The sequence below is a fragment of the Pseudomonas sp. CHM02 genome, assembly GCF_000612585.1.
In the GTDB taxonomy this organism is placed as follows: Bacteria; Pseudomonadota; Gammaproteobacteria; order Pseudomonadales; family Pseudomonadaceae; genus Aquipseudomonas.
Window position 1 is genome coordinate 40,847 of the sequence record NZ_JFCA01000026.1, and the last position, 22,735, is coordinate 63,581.

Here is a 22,735-nt window from a genome sequence, read left to right on the forward strand (position 1 = left end):
GCGTTGTATTACCCAGCGGATTAACGGCTGGCGAAGTACATGGTGACTTCGAAACCAATGCGCAGATCAGTGTAAGCAGGTTTGGACCAGGTCATATTCTTACTCCTACGAAGGGATGGGACGTTTACTACCAAGTAATACATATAGTCCACCTCCAGTCGGAGATGTTCAGATGTGTGCGTAGGAATGTTACGCAATTCTTTTCAAGTTAGCGCTGTCTTGGTGGAAAAAGCCTTTTGCAGAGGCGGCAATGATCAGTCTGCCGCGTGCCAGGTATCCGAGACGCGCGGGCCGTTGGCCACGCAGCGCCAGCCGCCTGTAGCGTCATTCAACTGCTGGGCGGCGAGCTGTAGCGCTGCACGTGTGCAGGCCTGGATATGGGATGACAGGTGAGCCAGGTAACCCGACGAATGGCCCGCCAGATGGGCGTGCCACAACAGTTCGGCGGCTTGGGCGTTGGGCAGCGTTTGTGTTGAGAACTGCTGCGCCAGGGCCAGGTTGCCCAGGTCGTCGCTGCTGTCGATCAACGTCGGCAGCTGCTTCAGGAAGGTTTGCAGGTGATCAACGATGCCTTCAAGGGACACGCTGGGAGATTGCACGCCGAACAGCAGGCCGGTCTGGCCGTTTATCTGTCGGATACCGCTGAATACGGCGTAGCCGAGTTGTAGCTCTACCCGCAGGCGTTGGTAGAAAGGTTCCTGGAGCCGATGGCCGAGCAGTCGCCATGCGGCCTCGTCCGCCAGCGATTGGCTCGGTGCCGGGCAAAACAGTAGCAGGGCGGCTTCGTTGGCGTCGGTTTCAAGCGCATGCCAGAGGCGCTGGCCGCGGAGGGATGGCAGTGCGTGATCGAGGCGTGCGGGTTGCCCCGGCAGACGGGCCGCTGCGGTCTTGATCGCGCCTTCGTCGGCGCCAGGAAACCCCACCCCCAGGGCTTCCCAGCGAGCAGTGGCCCACGAAGAAGAGGCTGGTGTGAAGGCGGTGCAGCAAGCGGGCAGGGCCTTGAGCAAGGCCCGAATGGCGATCATCGGTGGTAAGGCGGGCTGAGGCTCGTGCGGTTGAGTCAGGCGCTGCGCCAATGCGTCCAGTACGGCTGGCATGGGCTCGTGCAGACCGATCATTTTCACCAGCCCGTCATTGCCCTGGCCTTCGTACGACAAGTCGACGCCCGCCTGACCGGCATTCTCACGCAACGACAGCACTGCGCTTTCCAGGCCGGGAGCGGCCGACTGCCAGTGCAGGTACAGCGCACGTTCATCACTGTCGCTCGCCAACGACTGACTGAAGGTCAACGCTGACACTTCCCGGCGCCCGCGGGAACGGTCCTGGGCAAAGGTACGCAAACCCCGATGGGCACTGGTCTGGCCGCGAATCAGGCCGGCGCGCTCTTCCTTGACCGGTGGGCGCAGGAATGGATTGTTCGGTGGCAACCGCCACGTGTGCCGCGAGCGCGGCAGGTGCAAGGCGTCGAGCATGGCCTTGAGGGCAGCGACGGCCTGTTCCGACAGTGCCTCGCTGTCGTGTCGAGCCAAGGCCAGGGCACCTTGGGTCTGCTGTTGGCGAACGGTCAGCAGGGCAAATTCTTCGCGTAAGGATGTCCAGTCGCTGTGTGCGAAAAAGCTCATCCAGTCGTGCAGCAACGCCTCGATTTGTGTCGCCGATTTTTCGGCGCTGTTGAGGGTAAAGTCGATATCCAACAGCGCCTGCCCGGCGAAGTGATACGGCACCGAAGCCTGCAGTGCACTGCCCAGTTGCCGAGTTTTCAGTTCAGCCAGCAGCCCTCCGGGTGCCGAGGCGTTGAGCCAGGTGCAGAGGAACTCCAGTGCTTCAAGGGGCGCGTTACAGGTGATGACGTGGTGCAGGTGGTTATTGGCAATGTGTTGATAGCTCGGTGCTTGACCCTGCCTCAATGCCGGCGGCGTGGATTGTGGGCGCAGTGGCCCTGAGGTCAGTTGTTCACTGAACTGCTGTGCCAAGCCTTGCAGCTCCTCCAGCGGCAACGGGCCGGCGAGGCTCAGGGTCATCTGCCCGCTCTGATAAAACTGCGCGTGGAATTCCCGCAAGGCCTGCTGAAAGGCCTCACGCTCCACCGGCAGGCTGTCGCGGTTGCCTGCATGAAAACCCCGCAGCGGATGGTCAGCCGCCAGCCCTTGCAGCAACGCGACCTGCTGTTGCGCCTCGGCATCCTGGGACCAGGCGACAAACTCAGCGTGCAGCACTTCGCGCTCGCGCAGTTGATCCTCCTGCATCAGGCGCGGGTGGGTCAGCATGTCCACCAACCGCTCCAGTCCACCGGCAAACGTTGCGACCGGCAGTTCAAAGAAGAAATCCGTGGTGCGCTCACGGGTGCTGGCATTGACCTGGCCCCCATGACGTTGCACGTAAGGCATCAAGCCTTCCCTTGTGGGAAAACGCTCGGTGCCGAGGAACAGCAAATGCTCGAGGAAATGCGCCAGCCCCGGCCACGCCAGCGGCACGTCATGGCTGCCGGCCGCCACCCTCAGCACTGCTGCGCACCGCTTCAAACGCGGCACATGCTGCAAGGAAACCCGCAAGCCGTTGGCCAGGGTCAGATGAAGGTGATGAGGGTGGGCCGGCGCAGGCATGGGCACTTCCGAAACGTAGAATATGCCTATGCTAACAAACCGGCTGGATCAGGGCTTGTGCAGCGCGCCGTACAACGCGGGGCGACGGTCTTGCAGGTAGTGATTGGCAGCACGGGCGTCGAGGATCGATTGGCGATCCAGCTCGCCGACGATCAGCGCTTCATCCAGGCCCGCCTGGGCAATGCGCTGGCCATTCGGTGCGGCGATGCTGCTTTGCCCGCAGTACTGGATCTGGCCTTCGTGGCCACAGTAATTGGCGTAGGCCACATAACATTGGTTTTCAAAGGCCCGTGCCCGCACGGTGACATCGGCGACAAAGTCGAATGGCACCATATTGGCCGTGGGCACCAGGATCAATTCGGCACCTGCGAGGGCCAGGCGCCGGGTGTTTTCCGGGAATTCCAGGTCATAGCAGATCAGGAATCCGAGCTTCCAGCCATTGAGTTCCACCAGCGGGAAATCATCGTCGCCGGCGCTGAACATCGAATGATCCAGGTCGCCAAACAGGTGGGTCTTGCGGTAGTTGCACAGGCGTTGGCCGTGGGCGTCGATCAACTGTACGGCGTTGTAGATCTGGCCATCCTCGGCCCGCTCCGGGTAGCCGTACAGAATGGCGAGCCCGGCGCTTCTGGCCAGTTCGCCAATCGTCTGCGCCGACGGCCCGTCCTGTGCCTCGGCCAACGCACCCACGGCCTCGGCGCCGATGTTGTAACCGCTCAGGAACATCTCCGGCAGCACCAGCACATCGGCGCCGGACGCCTCGTGCGCCAGTTGGTGCAGGCGCTTGAGGTTGCCGGCCACATCCAGCGGCAGCGGTGGGCATTGGTACAGGGCGACGCGCATGCTCAACTCCTTAATCGGCCAGGGCGATCGGCCCGATTTCATCGAATACATCACCTGGGCCCGGGTTCTCCGGGTGCGTGCTGCCACCGAAGTGATTCATGATGCCCCACACCGCGTTCAGCGAGGTTTGCACCGCGCCTTCCACCCAGGCTGGGGTCCAGGACACATCGTCACCGGCGATAAAAATCCCACGTTGTTCAGCGGGCATGTCCTTCTGCATGAAGTGTGCGTACATCCGCTGGTTGTAGCGATAGTGGCCCGGCAAGGCGCCCTTGAAGGCGCCGAGGAAATGCGGGTCGGCTTCCCAGGACACGGTGATCGGGTCACCGATGATGCGCGCCTTGATATCGACTTTCGGGTAGATCTTTTTCAGGGCGTCGAGGGCCAGCTTCACGCGCTTGTCGATCGGCTGTGGCAGCATTTTCAGGGCATCGCTCATCCACGAATAAGACAGGCAGATGACCCCCGGCTTGTCGTCGCCGTTATCGAACAGATAGGTGCCACGGGTCAGGCGATCGGTGAGGGTCATGCTCATCAGGTCGCGGCCGGTTTCCGGGTCTTTGTCTTTCCAGAATGGACGGTCGACCATCACGAAGGTTTTCGAGGACTGCATGTAACGAGTGCGATCCAGGGCCATCCACATCTTTTGCGAGAACAGGGTTTCGTCGCATTCGATCTGGGTGGTCAACAGCCAGCTCTGGCAGGTGGTCAGCACCGCGGCGTATTCGCGGGTGTCGCCGTAGTTGTCGGTGACGGCAAAGCGGCCATCGGCGGCGTGGGCTATGCGCTTCACCCCGGCCCGTGGCGCACCGCGGTGCAGCGAACTCAGGCTGGTGCCGGCCGGCCAATGAGCGCATCGCTCCGGTACATGGCGCCAGATGCCCATTGGCACTTGTGCCACGCCGCCGACCACCAAGTGTTGGTGGTCGTCGCAGTTGGTCATCACCACGCGGAAGATTTCCAGCATCGAGTTGGGAAAGTCCGAGTCCCAGCCTCCGGTGCCGAAGCCCACCTGGCCGAAGACTTCGCGATGATGAAACGACAACTTGGCGAACGCCTTGGAGGTGGCGACGAAGTCGTAGAAGGTGCGGTCGTCCCACAGCGGTACCAGCTTGTTCCAAAGCGCTTTGAGGCGCGGCACGTCGCGGTCACGGATGGCTTGCTGGATATCCCCGAACTGCGAACCGGCTTCCAGGGCATCCGCCCAGGCGTCTGCCACTTCCTGGAACAGTGCTGGCAAGTCGGAGAGTTTTTCGGCGTAGTGGGTCTGGCCTTCGAGGTCGATCACCGTGCTGCCGGACGCTGGCGTCAGCGGGTTGGGGAAGGGTTTGGTTTCCAGGCCAAGCTTGTCCACATAGTGGTAGAAGGCGGTGGAAGATACCGGGAAGCGCATGCCACCCAACTCGGCGATGATGCCTTCTGCACCTTCGAAGGCCTGGGAGCGCAGGCGGCCGCCCATTTTCGAGGCTTCGTACACCACCGGCTTGAGGCCCAGTTTCATCAGCTCGTAAGCGGCAACGAGCCCGGCAATCCCGGCACCGATGATCGCCACTTCGGCACCATGGTGGGCGGCGGGGATGCTGCCCAGGCCGGCCGGGTGCTCGATCCAGTCATCAAAGGCAAACGGAAAGTCCGGGCCAAAGATGGTGATGGGTTTCTTGCCGTCGGCGGGGTGGCGATTGGTCTTGCTGATGGTGCTGGACGGAATGCTCATGGCTGACCCTTACTGGCGACCTGGCGGGCGTGACCCGCTGAGTATAGGAAAAGATGGCAGCCAGTTTAGGGAGCGTAGCGTTCGTTAATAAGACGCAATGTGTCGTCGGATTGATCTGTTTTTAGTCGAAATGACGAACCTGTTGATCAGATTGGCTGACCGCGATCCAATTTGTTACTCAGGATGATCGACGTAGTGGTTTTCTCCACCCCGTCCACACTGCCGATCTGGTCCAGCAATTGGTCCAACTGTTCGGGTGAATCCGTGCGCAGCCAAGCGACGTAATCGAATTCTCCACTCACCGCGCACAATTGCTGCACCTGTGCCATCGCACTCAACCTTCGCAACACTTCCTTGCCCGAGCGCGCTTGTACGGTGATCCCGACGTAAGCCTGCAGACCACCATCGACCACGCGTTGCCCAAGGCGCACGCCATAACCGGTGATCACCTGGGTTTTCTCCAGGCGTGCCAGGCGTGACGTCACCGTGGTGCGTGCGATGCCCAACTGCCGGGCGAGCATGGCCACGCTTTCGCGGGCGTTGATCTGCAGGGCGGCGATCAGTTGGCGATCAATTTCGTCTAGGGCGGGCAAGGCGAGGGCTCCGATACGGGGGGGCAATGTGCAGGCATCTTACAGGTTGGCGTCGGCGAGCAGGCAGCGGCTAAACAGTTGCGGCACGGGTAAATGGCGTTGGCTGTAGCGACTGAGCAGGATGATTTCACGGTAAAACGTCCGATTGCCCAGCGGGATAATTCGCACTTTTGGCGAGCGTTCCAGCCACAACCCGGCCTGAGGAATCAGCGACACGCCCAGGCCACACTCGACCATCTTGACGATGGCTTCCAGCTCGTCCAGTTCCAGTGCCACCTGTACCTCAAGCTTCTGCTCACGCAAGAATCGACTGACCAACCGACCGCCAAATGAAGCCCGGTCGTAGCGCACATGGGGCTGTGTCGCGAGCAACTGTAAAGGATCATCGCCCGTCAGTGCATGAGGCACGATCAGCGCAAACGGCTCCTTGCGCAGCAGTTGTACGTGCAACTCCTTGGGCAGGTCAAAGGGGGGCCGAATGATGATGGCCGAGTCCAGTTCACCGGCGTCCACCTGGCTCAACAGCTCCAGGGACACGCCAGGTATCAGCTTGCACTCCACCGTCGGCGCCGCCTGGCGTAAACGCACCAGCGCCTGGGGCAGCAGGCCGGTCTGCGCAGTGGTGATGGCGCCCACTTTCAGCTCGCCCCGGTACTCGTTGGCATCCACCGGCACCGCCATGCGGTTGAAGGTGTCCAGGATCTCCCTGGCCAATGGCAAGGCCCGCAAACCCGCGGCATTCAATGTGGCCTGGCGCCCGGTACGGTCGAACAACTGCACGCCCAGCGCCTGCTCCAATTGACGAATCTGCGCACTGACCGCCGACTGCGTCAGCCCGATATTCATGCCCGCCGCCGCAAACGTGCCGTGACGGGTTACCGCGATAAAGGTCTTCAGTTCGCGCAGCATGGGCGTCTCGATTGATCGAAATAATTTGAGCTCGGCGCAAAAACTATCGTCTTTTCATCGCCAGGAGCAAGGCTAAACTCGGGGGACTTAATGCCCACAGAGGTTTGACCTGATGACACTCACACCTTTTCACCTGGCAATTCCGGTATACGACCTCGCCGCTGCGCGGCATTTCTACGGTGAAGTCTTTGGCCTTGAAGAGGGGCGTTCCAGCGAACACTGGGTAGATTTCAACTTCTTCGGGCATCAGTTGGTCATTCACGAACACCCGAAAACCGCCTCTCAGGAGTCAGCCCACACCAACGCGGTAGACGGCCATAACGTGCCCGTGCCGCATTTTGGCGTGGTGCTGGGCTGGGAAGATTGGCATGCCTTGGCAGAACGTCTGCAGGCCAGGGAAACCCGTTTTGTGCTGGAACCGCACATTCGCTTCAAGGGGCAGGTGGGGGAGCAGGCGACGTTGTTTCTGTTTGATCCATGCGGGAACGCGCTGGAGTTCAAGGCATTCCGGGATATTGGGCAGTTGTTTGCGAAGTGAAGCAGCCAGACACGCAAAAGCCGCGCAATGCGCGGCTTTCTTGTTTGGTGGGCCCACACGGACTTGAACCGTGGACCAAAGGATTATGAGTCCTCTGCTCTGACCAACTGAGCTATAGGCCCTGTAACAGGTCGCGGATTATAACGATGGTTTCCCCGCGGTGCCATCCGAAAAATCCTCAATGCTCCTACGAAGAAACGTCGCGGCAAAAAGCTCGGGCGGCAGGGGCAGGCTGACGATGTAGCCTTGCATCTGTTCGCAGCCTTCGGCGGCCAGGAAGGCTTGCTGTGCGGGGTTCTCCACGCCCTCGGCGATGATGGTGAATTGCATGCTGTGGCCCAGGGCGATGATGGCGCGGACGATGGCGGCATCGTGGGGGTCGTCGGGCAGGCCGCGGACGAAGGATTGGTCGATCTTGAGGAAGTCCAGCGGCAGGCGCTTGAGGTAGCTGAGGGATGAATAGCCGGTGCCGAAATCATCGATCGCCAGTTGTACGCCCAGGTCTTTGAGTTGATGCAGGACCTCCAGCGCTTCTTCGGCCTGGCTCATGATGAAGTTTTCGGTGATTTCCAGTTGCAGGCGGCCTGGGTTGAGTCGGTAGTCACGCAGTAGCTGTTCGATGCGACTCAGCAAGCCGGGGTGGCGCAGTTGGGCGCCTGCCAGGTTGACCGACAGCGGGCCGAAATCGTCGAAGGTGCTTTGCCAGGCGTGCAGTTGCCGGCAGGCCTGTTCCAGCACCCAGTCGCCAATCTGCAGGATCATGCCGTTCTCTTCGGCCAGGGCAATGAAGTGTTCCGGCGGCACATCGCCAAAGGTGGGGTGATGCCAGCGGATCAGCGCTTCGGCACCGATCAGTGCCTGTGTCTCCAGGCTCAGTTTTGGCTGGTAGTACAGGCTCAGCTCGTCGCGTTCTATGGCGCGGCGCAGTTCGTGTTCGAGTGCCACGCGCTCGTTGGCTTGGGCGGTGAGGTCGCGGGTATAGCTTTCGACCCGGTTGCGTCCCTTGGCCTTGGAGCGGTACATCGCGGCGTCGGCATTTTTGACCAGGGTAGCGACGTCGGTGCCGTCCTGGGGGTAAAGGCTGGTGCCGATGCTGGCGCTGATAAAGAACTCATGCTCACCCGCCTGGAATGGCGGGGTGAAGCAGGCCAGCAGTTTATTGGCCAGGTATTGGGCGTCGCTGGCGTGTTGCAGGCCAGGCAGCAGGATGATGAATTCATCGCCGCCCAGACGGGCGACGGTGTCGATATCACGCAGTTGTTCCTTGAGGCGCACGGCGATGTCTTTGAGCAGCAGGTCTCCGATCGGGTGGCCGAGGCTGTCATTGATGTGCTTGAAGCGGTCCAGGTCGAGAAACAGCACGGCGCCCTGCTTGCCGGTTTCCTGATGCCCGTTGAGGGCGGCTTGCAGTCGGCTTTCGAACAGCGTGCGGTTGGGCAGGCCGGTCAATGGGTCGTGGTGCGCCTGGTAGTCGAGGCGGGCCTGGGCCAGCTTGAGGCTGGAGATATCGGCAAACACCGCGACAAAGTGCGTGATCAACTGGTTGCGGTTACGCACGGCACTGATGGTCAACCAGCTGGGGTACAGCTCGCCGTTCTTGCGTCGGTTGGAAATCTCGCCCTGCCAGTGACCCTGCGCGGTCAACTGGTGCCACATGGCAGCGTAGAAGGCGCTGTCATGCAGGCCGGAGGCAAGCAGGCGCGGGGTTTGACCGAGAGCCTCGGCCTCGCTGTAGCCGGTGATCTCGCTGAAGGCGCGGTTGACGGCACTGATGTTCTGCTGGGTGTCGGTGATCAATACGCCTTCGGCCGTGCTCTCGAACACGGTGGCGGCCTGTTGCAGTTTTTCCTGCATCAGTTGGCGTTCGGTGATGTCCCGCGCGATGGTCAGCATGCAGTCGTCGTCGCCGATCGGCAGGGGGCGGCTGGACAGCTCGCACAGGCGGATCTGGCCATCGCTGCGGCGTATGTGGCAGATGAAGTCGCGCACAAAGCCATCGCGCTGCATCACTTCCAGCATGTGTTTGCGTTCATTGAGGTCGACCCAGATGCCCAGGTCCAACGTCGACTGGTCGAGGGATGCTGCGCTGTTGAAGCCGGTGATGCGACTGAAACCATCGTTCACTTCTATCAACAGGCCATCGCGCTGCCGGCTCAGTAGCAAGCCGTCGGGGGAGGCGTGGAAGGCCTTGGCGAATTTCTCTTCGGAGGTTTGCAGTTGTTGCTGGGTTTCCTTGAGTTGGGTGATGTCGCGCACCACCACCACGATGGCTTCCGTGGTGTCGAGTTGAAACGGCTCGGCGGAGATCAACCCGGTGAAGGCTTGCCCATTGCTGCGCAGAAAGGGCATTTCCAGGTTACGGATGCTGGTGGTCTGCACCCGTTGCAGCAGGTCGGGTTCGACGCCCTGGATACCCCAGATGTTCAGTTCAGTGGCGGTTTTGCCGACCACTTGTTCGGCCTTCAGGCCAATCTGGTCCTCGAACGCCTTGTTCACCTCCAGCAGGCAGCCATCGGACAGGCGCGCGATCACCAGCATGTCCGGGCATTGCTGGAACACCGAGGCGAACTTCTGCTCGGACAGCTGCAAGGCTTCCTCTGTACGCTTGGCCTCGCTGATATCGATCATCAAGCCGCGCAGTACCGGCTCATGGCCGTGTTCGATGAGGCTGACGATGTCACGTACCCACAGGCAGCGGCCATCGGCGGTGATCACGCGGTAATCGATGCTGTGGTCACGGTTGGCACGGGTTTCGCGGTAGCAATAGGCTTCGGTACGTGTCAGGTCGGCAGGGTGGATAATGTTGCGCCAGAAGCCTGGAATCAGCCAGTGCGCGCGAGGGTAACCGAGTAATTCCTCGGCATGCGGCGACACGTAGCTGTAGGTGAAATCGGTGATACTGGCTTCCCAGGCGATGGCGGACAGGCTCTCCACCAGGCCGCGATAGTGGTATTCGCTGCTGCGCAGCTCCTGCTCAAGGGCGACGCGGCGGGAAATTTCCGAACTGAGCCGGCGATTGATCCGAATCACCACGGCCAAAACGGTGCTCAGCAAGAGCACGGCGGGCAGGCCGTAAATCAGCAGGTCCGTCCAGAAGGTACGGTGGTCGGTAAAACTGCCGACCCAGTGTTGCTGGATCGCGTCGGTTTCCTGGGGGCTAAGGTCGGCCAGTACCTTGTCGAGGATGCCCACCAGCATTTTATTGTCACGCGGTACACCCATCGCCAGTTGGTAGCGGTACGGGGTTTCACCGCTGACGTACAAACCGTCGAGCTTGAGTTGGCGCAGGCTCCAGACACTTGAAGCGAGGTCGCCGACCACCGCATCCACTTCATCCGTGGCCAAGGCCTGCAGCGTCGAGCTGACATTCGGCATGGCCACCAGATTGAGGTCGGGATGGTGGGTGCGCAATAGCTCGTGGGGCGCGTAGTTCTCCACCACGGCAATCTTCAACCCGTAGAGGTCTTTCAGGGTACGCGGTCTGGCGCCGCCTTCATGGGCCAGGATGACGATGGGGAAGTCCAGATATGGGCGGGTGAACGCCATGTAGCCCTGGCGCTCCGGCGTGGACATGATGCCGGGCAACAGGTCGAGCTGGTTGTTCCGAGCCTGCTCCAGCACGGCGCTCCAGTTCTGCGGCTCGATCAGCTTGACCCGCACGCCCAGGCGGTCCTGGATCAGGCGCACGTAATCGGCCGCCAGGCCTTGGTAGCGGCCCTCTTCGTCACGGTATTCAAAGGGTGGCCATGACGCGTCCACCCCCAGGCGCAGCTCCTGATGGTCCGCCAGCCAGCCACGCTCATCATCGCTAAGAGTCAACGCGCCAGCCGTTGCGGTCCAGGTCAGCAGCGACAGCAGCAACACAGTCGGCAATCTGGGCATAACGGTCTCGTTATGGCACGGGGAATGGTTCGAGTGTAGACGGGCATTGCGGGGGAGGGGTGTTGCGAGGGATTTTATCGATACAAAACAAAACCCCCGGCCTGGGCCGGGGGTTCTGGTATCACTCGTCGAGGAAGGAGCGCAGATGCTCGCTTCGCGTCGGGTGGCGCAACTTGCGCAGCGCCTTGGCTTCGATCTGACGGATCCGCTCACGGGTCACGTCAAACTGCTTACCGACTTCCTCAAGGGTGTGGTCGGTATTCATGTCGATGCCGAAACGCATGCGCAGTACCTTGGCTTCACGGGCAGTGAGGCCGGACAGTACGTCGCGAGTCGCTTCCTTAAGGCTCTCAACGGTGGCGACATCGATTGGCGACTGCATGGTCGAGTCTTCGATGAAGTCACCCAGATGGGAGTCTTCGTCATCACCAATCGGCGTTTCCATGGAGATCGGCTCTTTAGCGATCTTCAATACCTTACGGATCTTATCCTCAGGCATTTCCATGCGTTCGCCCAGCTCTTCCGGAGTCGGTTCGCGACCCATTTCCTGCAACATCTGCCGGGAAATACGGTTGAGCTTGTTGATCGTCTCGATCATGTGCACCGGAATACGGATGGTGCGGGCCTGGTCGGCGATCGAGCGAGTGATCGCCTGACGGATCCACCAGGTGGCATAAGTCGAGAACTTGTAGCCGCGACGGTATTCGAATTTGTCCACGGCCTTCATCAAGCCGATGTTGCCTTCCTGGATCAGGTCGAGGAATTGCAGGCCGCGGTTGGTGTACTTCTTGGCGATGGAGATCACCAGACGCAAGTTTGCTTCAACCATCTCTTTCTTCGCACGGCGGGCCTTGGCCTCACCGATCGACATGCGACGGTTGATGTCCTTGATCTCGGCAATCGTCAGACCGGTTTCGGTCTCAAGCGCGGTCAGCTTCTGCTGGCAGCGGATGATGTCCGGCTGCAGGCGACCAATGGCTTCGGCGTATTTCGCCTTGCCTTTGGCCAGCGCGTCGGTCCAGCTTTCATCAACTTCGTTGCCCGGGAACTGGCGCAGGAAGTCGGCACGCGGCATGCGCGCATCACGCACACAGAGCTGCATGATCGCACGCTCTTGTGCACGCAGACGTTCAAGGGCACTGCGAACACGCTCGACCAGGCCTTCGAATTGCTTCGGCACCAGTTTGATCGGCATGAACAGCTCAGCCAGGGCCAGCAGCTCGGCGATGGCCTGCTTGTTGGCGCGACCGTGCTTTTTCAGGGCCTTGCGGGTGATTTCCATTTGATCGGAAACCGCACCGAAACGCTGGGCAGCGATGATCGGGTCCGGACCGCTTTCGACTTCATCTTCATCGTCGCCGCTGGCTTCAGCATCGTCGTCTTCGGAGTCGTCGTCCGCTTTCGCAGCCTTGGCATCGACAGGCGGCGGCACTTCGGCGGCAGGCGGCGCAATGCCGTCATCCGGGTCGATGTAACCACTCAGAACGTCGGACAGGCGGCCACCTTCGGTGGTAACGCGGGTGTACTCGGAGAGAATATGGTCAACCGTGCCAGGGAAGTGCGCGATTGCGCCCATCACTTCACGGATGCCCTCTTCGATACGCTTGGCGATTTCGATTTCGCCTTCGCGTGTCAGCAGCTCGACGGTACCCATTTCACGCATATACATGCGCACAGGGTCGGTGGTACGACCGATATCGGTCTCCACGGCAGCCAGCGCGGCAGCAGCTTCTTCAGCGGCAGCCTCGTCGGTATCGGCGTCCGCCAGCATAAGGGAATCCTTATCTGGCGCAGCTTCGAATACGTTGATCCCCATGTCGTTAATCATGCGGATGATGTCTTCCACCTGCTCTGGATCTGAAATATCCTCAGGCAGGTGGTCGTTGACCTCCGCGTAAGTCAGGTAACCCTGCTCACGACCGAGAACGATCAACTCTTTGATACGAGACTGCTGTTGCGCTTTTCCGGACATAACACCCTATCCACTGAAGGTCTTGGCGGGCAAAAAACAAGCCGAGGATTATACCCGAGCTATGACCTCACACGCCAGCTGAGGTCGGGTTTGATGCGGAAACATTCTGTTTTAAGAGGTCGCGCATCTGTTTTGCTATCTGAATTTGCTCTTCAGCCGTCAATCCCGGCTGCCTTGCTCTCTTGATGAGCTCATCGAGGGTCTGCGTGTGCTGACCCGCGGATAACCTAGTAATGGTGTCTAAAAACTGTTGTTCAAGGTTATCGCCGTCAATTAGCCACTCCTTTTCCGCGAGTGCTTTCAACAAACGGCCTTGTTCGGTGCCATGCCAACGCGCCATCAACTGAATTGAGTTTAGCCTAGGATTTTTCTGGACCGCCTCGATCAAGGCGATCAGTACCTGGGCGTAGGTATTGCTCTCGTTGGCAAAGTGATCGGCGCTCTCGACCTTTTCCGCGAGTTGCGGGTGGTGGATGAGCGTGCGCAGGGCAATCAGCGTCGGCGCTTCTACGGCAACCGGGGTGCGTGGGGCATACGCCTCATCGCCGTCACCGCGCTTGCCGTTCTTGTTCCAGGGCTTCTTGTCCCATTTCTTGCCGCCTGCGCCGGGTTTCTTCGGTGTCCATTCCTGCTGGGGCGCGTAGGCCTCTTGCGGTTGATGGAAGTCGGAGTAGTCCGGCATGGCGTCGTAATCCATGCCTGGGTCGTAGGCCGGTGGCGCGGCATCATGCGGTGCGTTGTGCACCAGCTGGCTGACGGCTTCACCGCTGAGCCCGGTGATTTCCAGCAAGCGCATGCGCATCAGGGATTTCAGGTTGGCGCCGGGCACTTTGTCGATCAGCGGTGCCGCGAGGGTGGCCATGTGGGCCTTGCCTTCGAGGGAGCGCGGGTCGGCTTCTTCGGTCAGTTGCTGGAAGAAATAGTCCGCCAGCGGCTGCGCATGTTGATTGATGCGCGCGCGGAATGCGTCGGTGCCTTCGGAGCGCACCAGGGTGTCCGGGTCTTCGCCTTCTGGCAGGAACAGAAAGCGTGCGCGACGTCCGTCCTGCAGGCTCGACAGTGTTGCTTCAAGCGCGCGCCAGGCAGCGTTGCGACCCGCCTGGTCGCCGTCGAAGCAGAACAGCACGCTGGGCACCACGCGAAACAGTCGTTTCATGTGTTCTTCGCTGGTGGCGGTGCCGAGGGTGGCCACGGCGTTGCGCAGGCCCTGTTGGGCGAGCGCGATCACGTCCATGTAGCCTTCAACCACGATGATCTCATCGAGGTTGCGGTTGTTCTTGCGTGCCTCGAACAGGCCGTAGAGTTCTTGGCCTTTATGGAATACCGGGGTTTCCGGCGAGTTCAGGTACTTGGGCTTGTCGTCCCCCAGGACTCGGCCACCAAAGGCGATGATGCGGCCGCGGCTGTCGCGGATCGGGAACATCACGCGGTCGCGGAAGCGGTCGTAGCGCTTGCCGGTCTCGGCGTTCTCGACCAGCAGGCCGGCGTCGATCATGGCTTTCTGCTGCAGGGTGTCGCTGCTCAGGTGCTTGTACAGGTTGTCCCAGCCGGGTGGGGCGAAGCCGAGACCGAAGTCGCGGGCGATCTCACCCGTGAGGCCGCGACCCTTGAGATAGTCGACGGCGGCCTTGCGCTGCGGATGGCTTTTAAGCGCCTGACGGTAGAAGTCGGCAGCGGCAGTCAGCAACGGGTACAGCGGCGAATCGGTAGGTTGCCGCGGTTTGTGCGGGCGACCACTTTCTTCGCGGGGAATTTCCATGCCGGCGGCTTTTGCCAGTTCCTCGACGGCCTGGGGGAAGTCCAGGTTGTCGTGGTCCATGATGAAGCCCAGGGCATTGCCGCCCGCGCCGCAGCCGAAGCAGTAGTAGAACTGCTTGTCGGGGCTGACGCTGAACGAGGGGGTCTTTTCCTTGTGGAACGGGCAGCAGGCGGTGTAGTTCTTGCCGGCCTTCTTCATTTGCACGCGCGAGCTGACAACATCGACGATGTCGGTGCGGTTCAGAAGGTCGTCAATAAAGCTCTGGGGAATCAGCCCGGCCATGGCGTTCTCGTCATCACTGCGTGTAAATGAGGGCCCGTGAAGTGTTCAAGCGCACGTATCGAGTGCTCGAGCATCTAGCGACTGCATGGGTTGTACGGAAGTGTATCTGCCGAATATTCACTGACGTTAGTTTCTGATCAGTCTTCGGTGTGGAAATGTTGCCCCGGCGTCCGGTCTTGGCCAATGATGAGCCTCGGAAACGCCTCGATAGGCACAGTCGACACGGTTGGTCGCCTGTTTGCAGAATAAGTGTGCTCGTCAGTAGCCTTGTTAGGCTCGTCAGAAGAGACGTGCACCGCTGGCAAAAGAGCCAGTCCTGACGTGTGAAGCAGTTGTCTCGGTCGCATGTGCGGCGTCGACAGTGAAGCATCAAGCGATATCCGCAAATGCCAATAGCCCGGCTGAGGGCCGGGCTTGGCAGAAGCTTGCTACGAACGTCTGTGTATTAGTACAGACGAACGGCGCGGCGCTGTTCGCGCTGAACTTTCTTGGCGTGACGCTTAACAGCGGCTGCTGCTTTACGCTTACGCTCAGAAGTAGGCTTCTCGTAAAATTCGCGGCTACGAACTTCAGCCAGTACACCGGCTTTTTCGCAGGAGCGCTTGAAACGACGCAGAGCTACGTCGAAGGGTTCGTTCTCTTTAACTTTGACGGCTGGCATCCAGAGCTACCTTCTTTCATTACCGGGATCAACGTTCTCGTCGCAAAAAATTCGCGGCTGAGGTCGTCGGTTTTTAAGGGTTGCGGATGTTAACCCCTCATTGCCCGGAATGCAAAGCCTCTGATCGAAAACCGCTAGTCGGGAGGGGGAGTGGCGACTATTATGCGCGCCTTCGAATTCAGCCTCTACAAGGCGCAAACCCATGCTAGTACTGGGACTTGAAACCTCCTGCGACGAAACCGGTGTCGCACTTTACGACAGTGAACGCGGGCTCATGGCCGATGCGCTGTTCAGCCAGATCGACCTGCATCGCGCCTATGGCGGCGTGGTGCCGGAGCTGGCCAGCCGCGATCATGTCAAACGCATGCTGCCCCTGATTCGTCAGGTGCTGGATGAAGCCGGCTGCGTGCCGACCGAGATCGACGCCATTGCCTACACCGCCGGCCCCGGATTGGTCGGGGCCCTGCTGGTCGGGGCCTCCTGCGCCCAGGCGCTGGCCTTTGCCTGGGGCATTCCGGCCCTCGGTGTGCACCACATGGAGGGCCATTTACTGGCGCCCATGCTGGAAAAAACACCGCCACAGTTCCCGTTCGTCGCTTTGTTGGTTTCGGGCGGCCATACGCAGTTGGTTCAGGTGGATGGCATCGGTCAATACACCCTTTTGGGTGAATCCCTGGATGACGCCGCGGGTGAAGCTTTCGACAAGACCGCGAAGATGATGGGCCTCAATTATCCGGGTGGCCCGGAAATCGCTCGCCTCGCCGAAAAGGGTGTTGCCGGCCGCTACACCTTCCCGCGCCCGATGTGTGATCGCCCGGGCCTGATGTTCAGCTTCAGCGGCTTGAAAACCTCCGCGTTGAACACCTGGCAGCAGAGCGTCAGCGCCGGGGACGACAGTGAGCAAGCCCGTTGCGACATTGCGCTGGCGTTCCAGCAGGCCGTGGTGGAGACTTTGACCATCAAGTGCAAGCGCGCCCTGAAGCAGGCAGGCATGAAGCGCCTGGTGATCGCAGGCGGCGTCAGCGCCAACAAGGCCTTGCGCACGTCGCTGGAAAAAATGCTCGGTGACATGAAGGGTGATGTGTTCTACGCACGGCCGGAATTCTGCACCGACAATGGTGCGATGATCGCCTACGCCGGTTGCCAGCGCCTGCAGGCCGGGCAGCATGAAAGCCTGGCAATCAGCGTGCAGGCGCGCTGGCCGATGGAGCAGTTGTCGCCGCTGTAACGCCGTAACGTGGGCCGGGCTCAGTGAACGTATTTAAAAATGCCGTTCGCGCCCTGCAAACAGGTCGCGTAAATTGCCCCGATGGCGCCAGACGATCAACAGTGTCAGCACGCTCATCGGCAGCAGCGCCGCCGGTTCCTGCCACGCCAGTAACGGCAGGGTGAGCGGCGTGGCGATCAGCGCGGCAAGTGAGCTGGTGCGGGTCAGGTAGAACGTCAGCAGCCAGGCGAGTACAGCCAGCAGCGCTGCCGGTGGGTAGATCCCCAGCAACATGCCGGCCGCCGTGGCGACGCCTTTGCCACCGCGAAAGCGGAAGTACAGTGGAAACAGATGGCCCAGGACGGCACATACGCCGATCCAGGCTTGTTGTTGCAGGGTAAGGCCGGCGAGGCTGGCGATCAGCACGGGCAGCAAGCCCTTGCACACGTCGCCCAGCAGCGTCAGTACGGCGAGCTTCTTGCCGGCCAGGCGCAACATATTGGTGGCGCCGGCATTGCCTGAGCCACTCATTCGCGGGTCGGGATTTCCCGTCAGGCGGCTGAGCAAAATGGCGAAGGACAGCGAGCCGAGCAGGTAGGCGAGAATCGCCAGTGACCAAAACATGCTAACTATTCCGGGCGAGGACGCCCTGATTCTAACGGGGCATCGCGCCCTTGTCGTGCTGCGGAGAAGAGTGCTTGGACAGAGTGTTTATCGAAGGCCTGGAAGTCGACACCGTCATCGGGGCCTACGACTGGGAGCGCGGAATCCGTCAATGCCTGCGCCTGGACCTGAGCTTCGCCTGGGACAACCGCCCGGCCGCCGCCGGTGACGACCTCACCCTGGCACTGGATTACGCCAGCGTGTCTGCGCGCATCCAGGCCTTTGCCGAACAATCCCAGTACCAGTTGGTGGAAACCTTTGCCGAGCGCCTGGCCGAAGTGCTGATGAGTGAATTCCAGATTCCCTGGCTGCACCTCAAGTTGACCAAGCCTGGGGCCGTGCCGGCTGCCAAGGGTGTCGGCGTGGAGATCGAGCGCGGATGTCGCTAACTCAGGTTTACCTTGGCCTAGGCAGCAATATCGAGCGCGAGCGTCATCTGTGCGCCGGCCTCGACGCGTTGGCGAGTTTCTTGACGGATGTGCGTTGCTCGGCAGTGTTCGAAAGCCAGCCGGTGGGTATCAAGAGCGGGCCGTTCTTCAATCTGGTGGTGTCGGCTTATACCGATCTGCCCCTGATGGCGCTGGATCGTCGGCTCAAATTCATCGAGGCCGATAACGGACGCTATGCGCCGGATCGCAAAGGCCTGCCGCTGGATATCGACGTGCTGCTGTATGGCGAACTGGTGGGCAACTTCGATGGTTTGGTGCTGCCGCGTGCGGAGATCCTCAAGAATGCGTTTGTGCTGTGGCCGCTGTCGTTGATGGCGCCGGAGCGTGTGCACCCTGAGGTAGGCAAGACCCTGGCTGAGCTGTGGCGCGATGCGCAGATTGACCAAGTGCTGGCGCCTGTCGGGTTTGAATGGCAAGGCCAGCAACTGACACCGAACACGCTCCTGTAGGAGCCGAGCTTGCTCGCGAAAAACTTGAGAGCGCCGCGTTATCGTTGACGTTCTTCGCGAGCAGGCTCGCTCCTACATGAGGGCGTGTTGTTCTTTGTAGGCTTTCAGTGCTTTGAGCCGTTCGCGCTTGAGCGCCTCGCCCAGCTCCGGGCCTTTGAATCCTTTCTCCAGCAGGGGCGCCACCGCCACCTGGCGGGCCACTTTGGCCGCGCCGCGCAGATACTCCGCTTGTGGATAACTTCTTTGCTCCAGACCCTTGCGGCCTCGGGCGTCCATTTCGCAGGCGACCACGAACTCCTCAAAGCGCTGCGGCCGACGGTATACGTCAAAGCTCTGCAGCAATTCCAGCAAGGTCGAGGCTTTCAGTTCCAGTGCACGATGGCCGTGGGTGTGATATTGGCCCACCAGCAGCGCCAGTTCCTGGCAATCCTTGGGCACTTTGAAGCGTTCATTGACGGCTTTGATCAGCTTCAAGCCCCGGTGTTCATGGGCAATATGCTGCGGCAACTTATCCACAGGCGTTGTGCCCTTGCCCAGGTCGTGCAACAGGCAGGCCCAGCGCACGGTCAGCGGTTGCTGATGCAAGGCTGCCTGTTCCAGCACGCTCAAGGTGTGTATGCCGGTGTCGATTTCCGGGTGGTGGGCTGCGGGTTGCGGCACGCCGAACAGTGCATCGACCTCAGGCATCAAGGTCTTCAGCGCATCGCAGTCGCGCAGGACCTGGATAAACACTTGAGGCTGATCTTCCATCAACGCTCGGGAAATTTCCTTCCAGCTGCGTTCAGGCGTCAGGGCCTCCAATTCGCCGGATTCGCTGAGTTGACGCATTAATTCCAGTGTTTCCGGCGCGACGGTAAAACCCAGGTGTGCGTAACGCGCAGCAAAGCGGGCGACCCGCAGTACGCGTAGGGGATCTTCGGCGAACGCCGGGGAAACATGGCGCAGAATGCGCGCTTCAAGATCGCGTTGGCCGTGATAAGGGTCGGTCAAGTTGCCGTCATCGTCTTCCGCCATCGCATTGATGGTCAGGTCGCGACGAATCAGGTCTTCCTCCAGCGTAACCTCGGGGCTGGCATGAAACACAAAGCCGCCATAACCCCGGCCGCTCTTGCGTTCGGTGCGGGCAAGGGCGTATTCATCGCCGTTTTTCGGGTCCAGGAATACCGGGAAGTCTGCACCGACGGGCTTGAAACCCTTGGCTTGCATCTCGTCGGTGGTTGCGCCCACGACGACGCGGTCGATGTCGGTCACCTCAATGCCCAACAAGCGGTCACGCACGGCACCGCCGACTTTGTAGATTTTCATGAAAAAGCCTCCATTAGCGCCACAGGATACCGCCTGTGCCTGGCCAATGGAGGCTTTGCTGTTTCAGAGATGAACGACGGCCAGGTCCAGGCGGCCGTAGTCGTTGTCGTTATGATCGCTGCGCGGTGGCACATGGTGAGTCTTCATCACCTGATCGCCTTGCAGGGTTTCCAGGTGGATATCGAAGCCCCACAGCCGGTGCAGGTGCTTGAGCACTTCCTCGGTGGACTCGCCCAAAGGCTTGCGGTCGTGCTGTTGGTGACGCAGGGTCAGCGAGCGATCGCCGCGCACGTCGATGCTGTAGATCTGCACGTTGGGCTCACGGTTGCCCAGGTTGTACTGCGCCGCGAGGGTTTCGCGGATGGTGCGGTAGCCGGGTTCGTCGTGGATGGCGGGTACCACCAGGTCATCCTTGAGGTCGTCGTCGAGGATGCTGAACAGCTTCAGGTCCCGGATCACCTGCGGTGACAGGTACTGCAGGATAAAGCTCTCATCCTTGAAGCTGCTCATGGCGAACTTGATGGTGGACAGCCAATCGCTGCCGGCAATTTCCGGGAACCAGCGGCGGTCTTCTTCGGTGGGGTGTTCGCACATGCGCCGGATGTCGCGGTACATGGCAAAGCCCAGCGCATAAGGGTTTATGCCGCTGTAGTAAGGGCTGTCGAAGCCGGGCTGGAAGACCACGCTGGTGTGGGAGGTCAGGAACTCCATCATGAAGCCGTCGGTGACCAGGCCTTCGTCGTACAGGTCGTTCATCAAGGTGTAGTGCCAGAACGTTGCCCAGCCTTCGTTCATGACCTGGGTCTGGCGCTGTGGATAAAAGTACTGCGCGATCTTGCGCACGATACGCACGATTTCCCGTTGCCAGGGTTCCAGCAGTGGCGCGTGCTTTTCCAGGAAATACAGGATGTTTTCCTGAGGTTCGGCGGGGAAGCGTGCATTGTCCTTGTCACTGTTCTTGCCGGCGCGTTTGGGAATGGTGCGCCACAGGTCGTTGATCTGTTTCTGCAGGTGTTCCTCGCGCTCCTTCTGGCGCAGGCGTTCTTCCTCGGCGGAAATCGGGTACGGGCGTTTGTAGCGGTCCACGCCGTAGTTCATCAGCGCATGGCAGGAATCGAGCAGGTCTTCCACCGCATCAATGCCGTGGCGTTCCTCGCACTGCATGATGTACTGCTTGGCGAACACCAGGTAATCGATGATCGAACTGGCGTCCGTCCAGGTGCGGAACAGGTAATTGCCCTTGAAGAAGCTGTTGTGCCCATAGCAGGCATGCGCGACCACCAGTGCCTGCATGCAGATGGTGTTTTCTTCCATCAGGTAGGCTATGCAAGGGTCGGAGTTGATGACGATCTCGTAGGCCAGGCCCATCTGGCCGCGGGTGTAGGACTTTTCGGTGCTGAGGAAGTGTTTGCCGTAGGACCAATGGTGATAGCCCAGGGGCATGCCCACTGAGGCGTAGGCATCCATCATCTGTTCGGCGGTGATCACTTCGATCTGGTTAGGGTAGGTGTCCAGCGCATAACCCGCCGCAATGCGGCTGATTTCCCGGTCATAGGCCTGGATCAGTTCAAAGGTCCACTCAGACCCCGTGGAGATAGGTTGGCGTTTTTGCTCTTTTTTGGCGGTCATGTCACTAACCTGCGCTGGAAGAGTTCACGGAAGACCGGGTAGATATCGCCGGCCGAGACCAGTTGCTGCTGGGCGAAGGTATCGGCAAACGCTTCGCCGATGCGCTCGTATTCGAACCACAGGGCCTGGTGCTCACGGGGGGTGATTTCAACGTAAGTGTAGTACTGCACGAACGGCATGATCTGGTTGATCAGGATGTCGCGGCAGATCGGCGAATCGTCGTTCCAGTTGTCACCGTCCGAGGCTTGGGCGGCGTAGATGTTCCACTCGTTGGCCGGATAGCGCTCGGCCATGATCTCCTGCATCAGTTTCAAGGCACTGGAGACGATGGTGCCGCCGGTTTCCCGCGAGTAGAAGAACTCTTCCTCGTCCACTTCCCGGGCGCTGGTGTGATGGCGGATGAACACGACGTCGATCTTGTCGTAGTTCCGCTTGAGAAACAGATACAGCAGGATAAAGAAGCGCTTGGCGATGTCCTTCGTGGCCTGGGTCATGGAGCCCGATACGTCCATCAGGCAGAACATCACCGCCTTGGAGCTGGGGTTGGGTTGCTTGACCAGCAGGTTGTATTTCAAGTCAAAGGTGTCGAGGAACGGCACTCGGTGAATGCGTGCGCTGAGTTTCTCGATTTCCGCCTCGATTTCCTGGATATCGCCGAAGTTGTCCGGTTCTTCGCGCTTCAAGCGCGCCAACTCCTCCTTGGCTTCCTTCAGCTTGGCGCGGCTGCTGCCCGACAGGGCGATACGCCGGGCATGGGCCGAGCGCAGGGTGCGGATGATATTGATGCGTGACGGGTTGCCCTCGTTGCTGATCCCGGCGCGCACGGTCTTGAACGTGTCGGTGCCGGTCAGGTTGCGCTTGACCAGGTTGGGCAGTTCCAGGTCTTCGAACATGAATTCGAGGAATTCTTCCTGGGTGATCTGGAACACGAACTCGTCCATGCCTTCGCCGGAGTTGCCCGCCTTGCCCGGGCCTTTGCCCCCGCCGCCGCCTTGGGGACGCTGGATATGTTCGCCGGTGGTGAACTCCTTGTTGCCGGGGTGCACGACGGTCTGCTTGCCGCCCCGGCCGTGGTGGAGCACCGGTTCGTCGATGTCCCGTCCGGGAATGCTGATTTGCTCGCCATGCTCCATATCGGTAATGGAGCGGCGGCTGACGGCCTCTTCAACGGCCTTTTTGATGTGGTCACGGTAACGCCGCAGGAAACGCTGGCGGTTTACCGTGCTCTTGTTCTTGCCATTGAGGCGTCGGTCGATCACATAGCTCATGGGGAGCCC

Annotated in this window: 18 protein-coding genes and 1 tRNA gene; 4 read left to right on the plus strand and 15 right to left on the minus strand. The window is 60.4% G+C overall.

The window, feature by feature from the left end:
* Positions 1-20 precede the first annotated feature (20 nt).
* The 6 genes from pqqA to BM70_RS0116450 all read right to left on the minus strand — a co-directional run bounded on the left by pqqA (position 21) and on the right by BM70_RS0116450 (position 6,662).
* Positions 21-95: a pyrroloquinoline quinone precursor peptide PqqA gene (gene pqqA / locus BM70_RS32455; protein WP_003194766.1), complete on the minus strand. Its 75-nt coding sequence runs from the start codon at positions 93-95 to the stop codon at positions 21-23.
* Positions 96-254: 159 nt separating this feature from the next.
* On the minus strand, positions 255-2,603 hold the full coding sequence (pqqF, locus tag BM70_RS0116430; RefSeq protein ID WP_025857024.1) for a pyrroloquinoline quinone biosynthesis protein PqqF: 2,349 nt from the start codon (positions 2,601-2,603) through the stop codon (positions 255-257).
* A 48-nt stretch (positions 2,604-2,651) separates the two neighbouring features.
* Positions 2,652-3,446, minus strand: a complete 795-nt coding sequence (locus tag BM70_RS0116435) for a carbon-nitrogen hydrolase family protein (protein WP_025857025.1) — start codon at positions 3,444-3,446, stop codon at positions 2,652-2,654.
* 10 nt (positions 3,447-3,456) lie between these two features.
* Positions 3,457-5,139: an NAD(P)/FAD-dependent oxidoreductase gene (locus BM70_RS0116440; protein ID WP_025857026.1), complete on the minus strand. Its 1,683-nt coding sequence runs from the start codon at positions 5,137-5,139 to the stop codon at positions 3,457-3,459.
* Between the two features lie 167 nt (positions 5,140-5,306).
* The gene (locus BM70_RS0116445) at positions 5,307-5,753 is read right to left on the minus strand and encodes an Lrp/AsnC family transcriptional regulator (RefSeq protein ID WP_010206997.1); all 447 of its coding nucleotides are present in this window, start codon (positions 5,751-5,753) and stop codon (positions 5,307-5,309) included.
* A gap of 39 nt (positions 5,754-5,792) precedes the next feature.
* Positions 5,793-6,662 carry a LysR family transcriptional regulator gene (locus BM70_RS0116450; protein ID WP_025857027.1) on the minus strand — a complete coding sequence of 290 codons (870 nt, stop codon included), beginning with the start codon at positions 6,660-6,662 and terminating at the stop codon, positions 5,793-5,795.
* A gap of 112 nt (positions 6,663-6,774) precedes the next feature.
* Here BM70_RS0116450 and BM70_RS0116455 point away from each other — a divergent pair, with 112 nt between their 5' ends.
* On the plus strand, positions 6,775-7,200 hold the full coding sequence (locus tag BM70_RS0116455) for a VOC family protein (RefSeq protein ID WP_025857028.1): 426 nt from the start codon (positions 6,775-6,777) through the stop codon (positions 7,198-7,200).
* A gap of 45 nt (positions 7,201-7,245) precedes the next feature.
* On the opposite strand, the gene BM70_RS0116460 is transcribed toward BM70_RS0116455, so the two are convergent.
* The 5 genes from BM70_RS0116460 to rpsU form a co-directional block, all read right to left on the minus strand.
* Positions 7,246-7,322, minus strand: a tRNA-Ile gene (locus BM70_RS0116460).
* A gap of 16 nt (positions 7,323-7,338) precedes the next feature.
* Positions 7,339-11,082: a bifunctional diguanylate cyclase/phosphodiesterase gene (locus BM70_RS0116465; RefSeq protein WP_025857029.1), complete on the minus strand. Its 3,744-nt coding sequence runs from the start codon at positions 11,080-11,082 to the stop codon at positions 7,339-7,341.
* 121 nt (positions 11,083-11,203) lie between these two features.
* Positions 11,204-13,054: an RNA polymerase sigma factor RpoD gene (rpoD, locus tag BM70_RS0116470; protein ID WP_025857030.1), complete on the minus strand. Its 1,851-nt coding sequence runs from the start codon at positions 13,052-13,054 to the stop codon at positions 11,204-11,206.
* 67 nt (positions 13,055-13,121) lie between these two features.
* Positions 13,122-15,095, minus strand: a complete 1,974-nt coding sequence (gene dnaG / locus BM70_RS0116475; RefSeq protein WP_025857031.1) for a DNA primase — start codon at positions 15,093-15,095, stop codon at positions 13,122-13,124.
* A gap of 445 nt (positions 15,096-15,540) precedes the next feature.
* Positions 15,541-15,756, minus strand: coding sequence for a 30S ribosomal protein S21 (gene rpsU, locus BM70_RS32460; protein WP_002551877.1), 216 nt, complete (start codon positions 15,754-15,756; stop codon positions 15,541-15,543).
* Positions 15,757-15,958: 202 nt separating this feature from the next.
* On the opposite strand from rpsU, the gene tsaD reads away from it, so the two are divergent.
* Complete coding sequence (gene tsaD / locus BM70_RS0116485; RefSeq protein ID WP_025857032.1) at positions 15,959-16,984, plus strand: tRNA (adenosine(37)-N6)-threonylcarbamoyltransferase complex transferase subunit TsaD; 1,026 nt, start codon at positions 15,959-15,961, stop codon at positions 16,982-16,984.
* A gap of 33 nt (positions 16,985-17,017) precedes the next feature.
* Here the strand turns inward: tsaD and plsY are convergent, their stop codons facing one another.
* Positions 17,018-17,587 carry a glycerol-3-phosphate 1-O-acyltransferase PlsY gene (plsY, locus tag BM70_RS0116490; RefSeq protein ID WP_025857033.1) on the minus strand — a complete coding sequence of 190 codons (570 nt, stop codon included), beginning with the start codon at positions 17,585-17,587 and terminating at the stop codon, positions 17,018-17,020.
* A gap of 74 nt (positions 17,588-17,661) precedes the next feature.
* Between plsY and folB the strand changes: the two genes are divergently transcribed.
* Positions 17,662-18,015: a dihydroneopterin aldolase gene (folB, locus tag BM70_RS0116495; RefSeq protein WP_015886183.1), complete on the plus strand. Its 354-nt coding sequence runs from the start codon at positions 17,662-17,664 to the stop codon at positions 18,013-18,015.
* On the plus strand, positions 18,006-18,524 hold the full coding sequence (gene folK, locus BM70_RS0116500; RefSeq protein WP_025857034.1) for a 2-amino-4-hydroxy-6-hydroxymethyldihydropteridine diphosphokinase: 519 nt from the start codon (positions 18,006-18,008) through the stop codon (positions 18,522-18,524). Before folB ends, folK begins: the two co-directional genes overlap by 10 nt.
* A 72-nt stretch (positions 18,525-18,596) precedes the next feature.
* Here folK and BM70_RS0116505 read toward each other — a convergent pair whose 3' ends face one another.
* From BM70_RS0116505 to BM70_RS0116515, 3 genes are all read right to left on the minus strand, one after another.
* On the minus strand, positions 18,597-19,829 hold the full coding sequence (locus BM70_RS0116505) for a multifunctional CCA addition/repair protein (protein ID WP_025857036.1): 1,233 nt from the start codon (positions 19,827-19,829) through the stop codon (positions 18,597-18,599).
* Positions 19,830-19,892: 63 nt separating this feature from the next.
* The gene (locus tag BM70_RS0116510) at positions 19,893-21,458 is read right to left on the minus strand and encodes a SpoVR family protein (RefSeq protein ID WP_025857037.1); all 1,566 of its coding nucleotides are present in this window, start codon (positions 21,456-21,458) and stop codon (positions 19,893-19,895) included.
* Positions 21,455-22,726: a YeaH/YhbH family protein gene (locus BM70_RS0116515; RefSeq protein WP_016977872.1), complete on the minus strand. Its 1,272-nt coding sequence runs from the start codon at positions 22,724-22,726 to the stop codon at positions 21,455-21,457. Before BM70_RS0116515 ends, BM70_RS0116510 begins: the two co-directional genes overlap by 4 nt.
* Between the last annotated feature and the right edge of the window lie 9 nt (positions 22,727-22,735).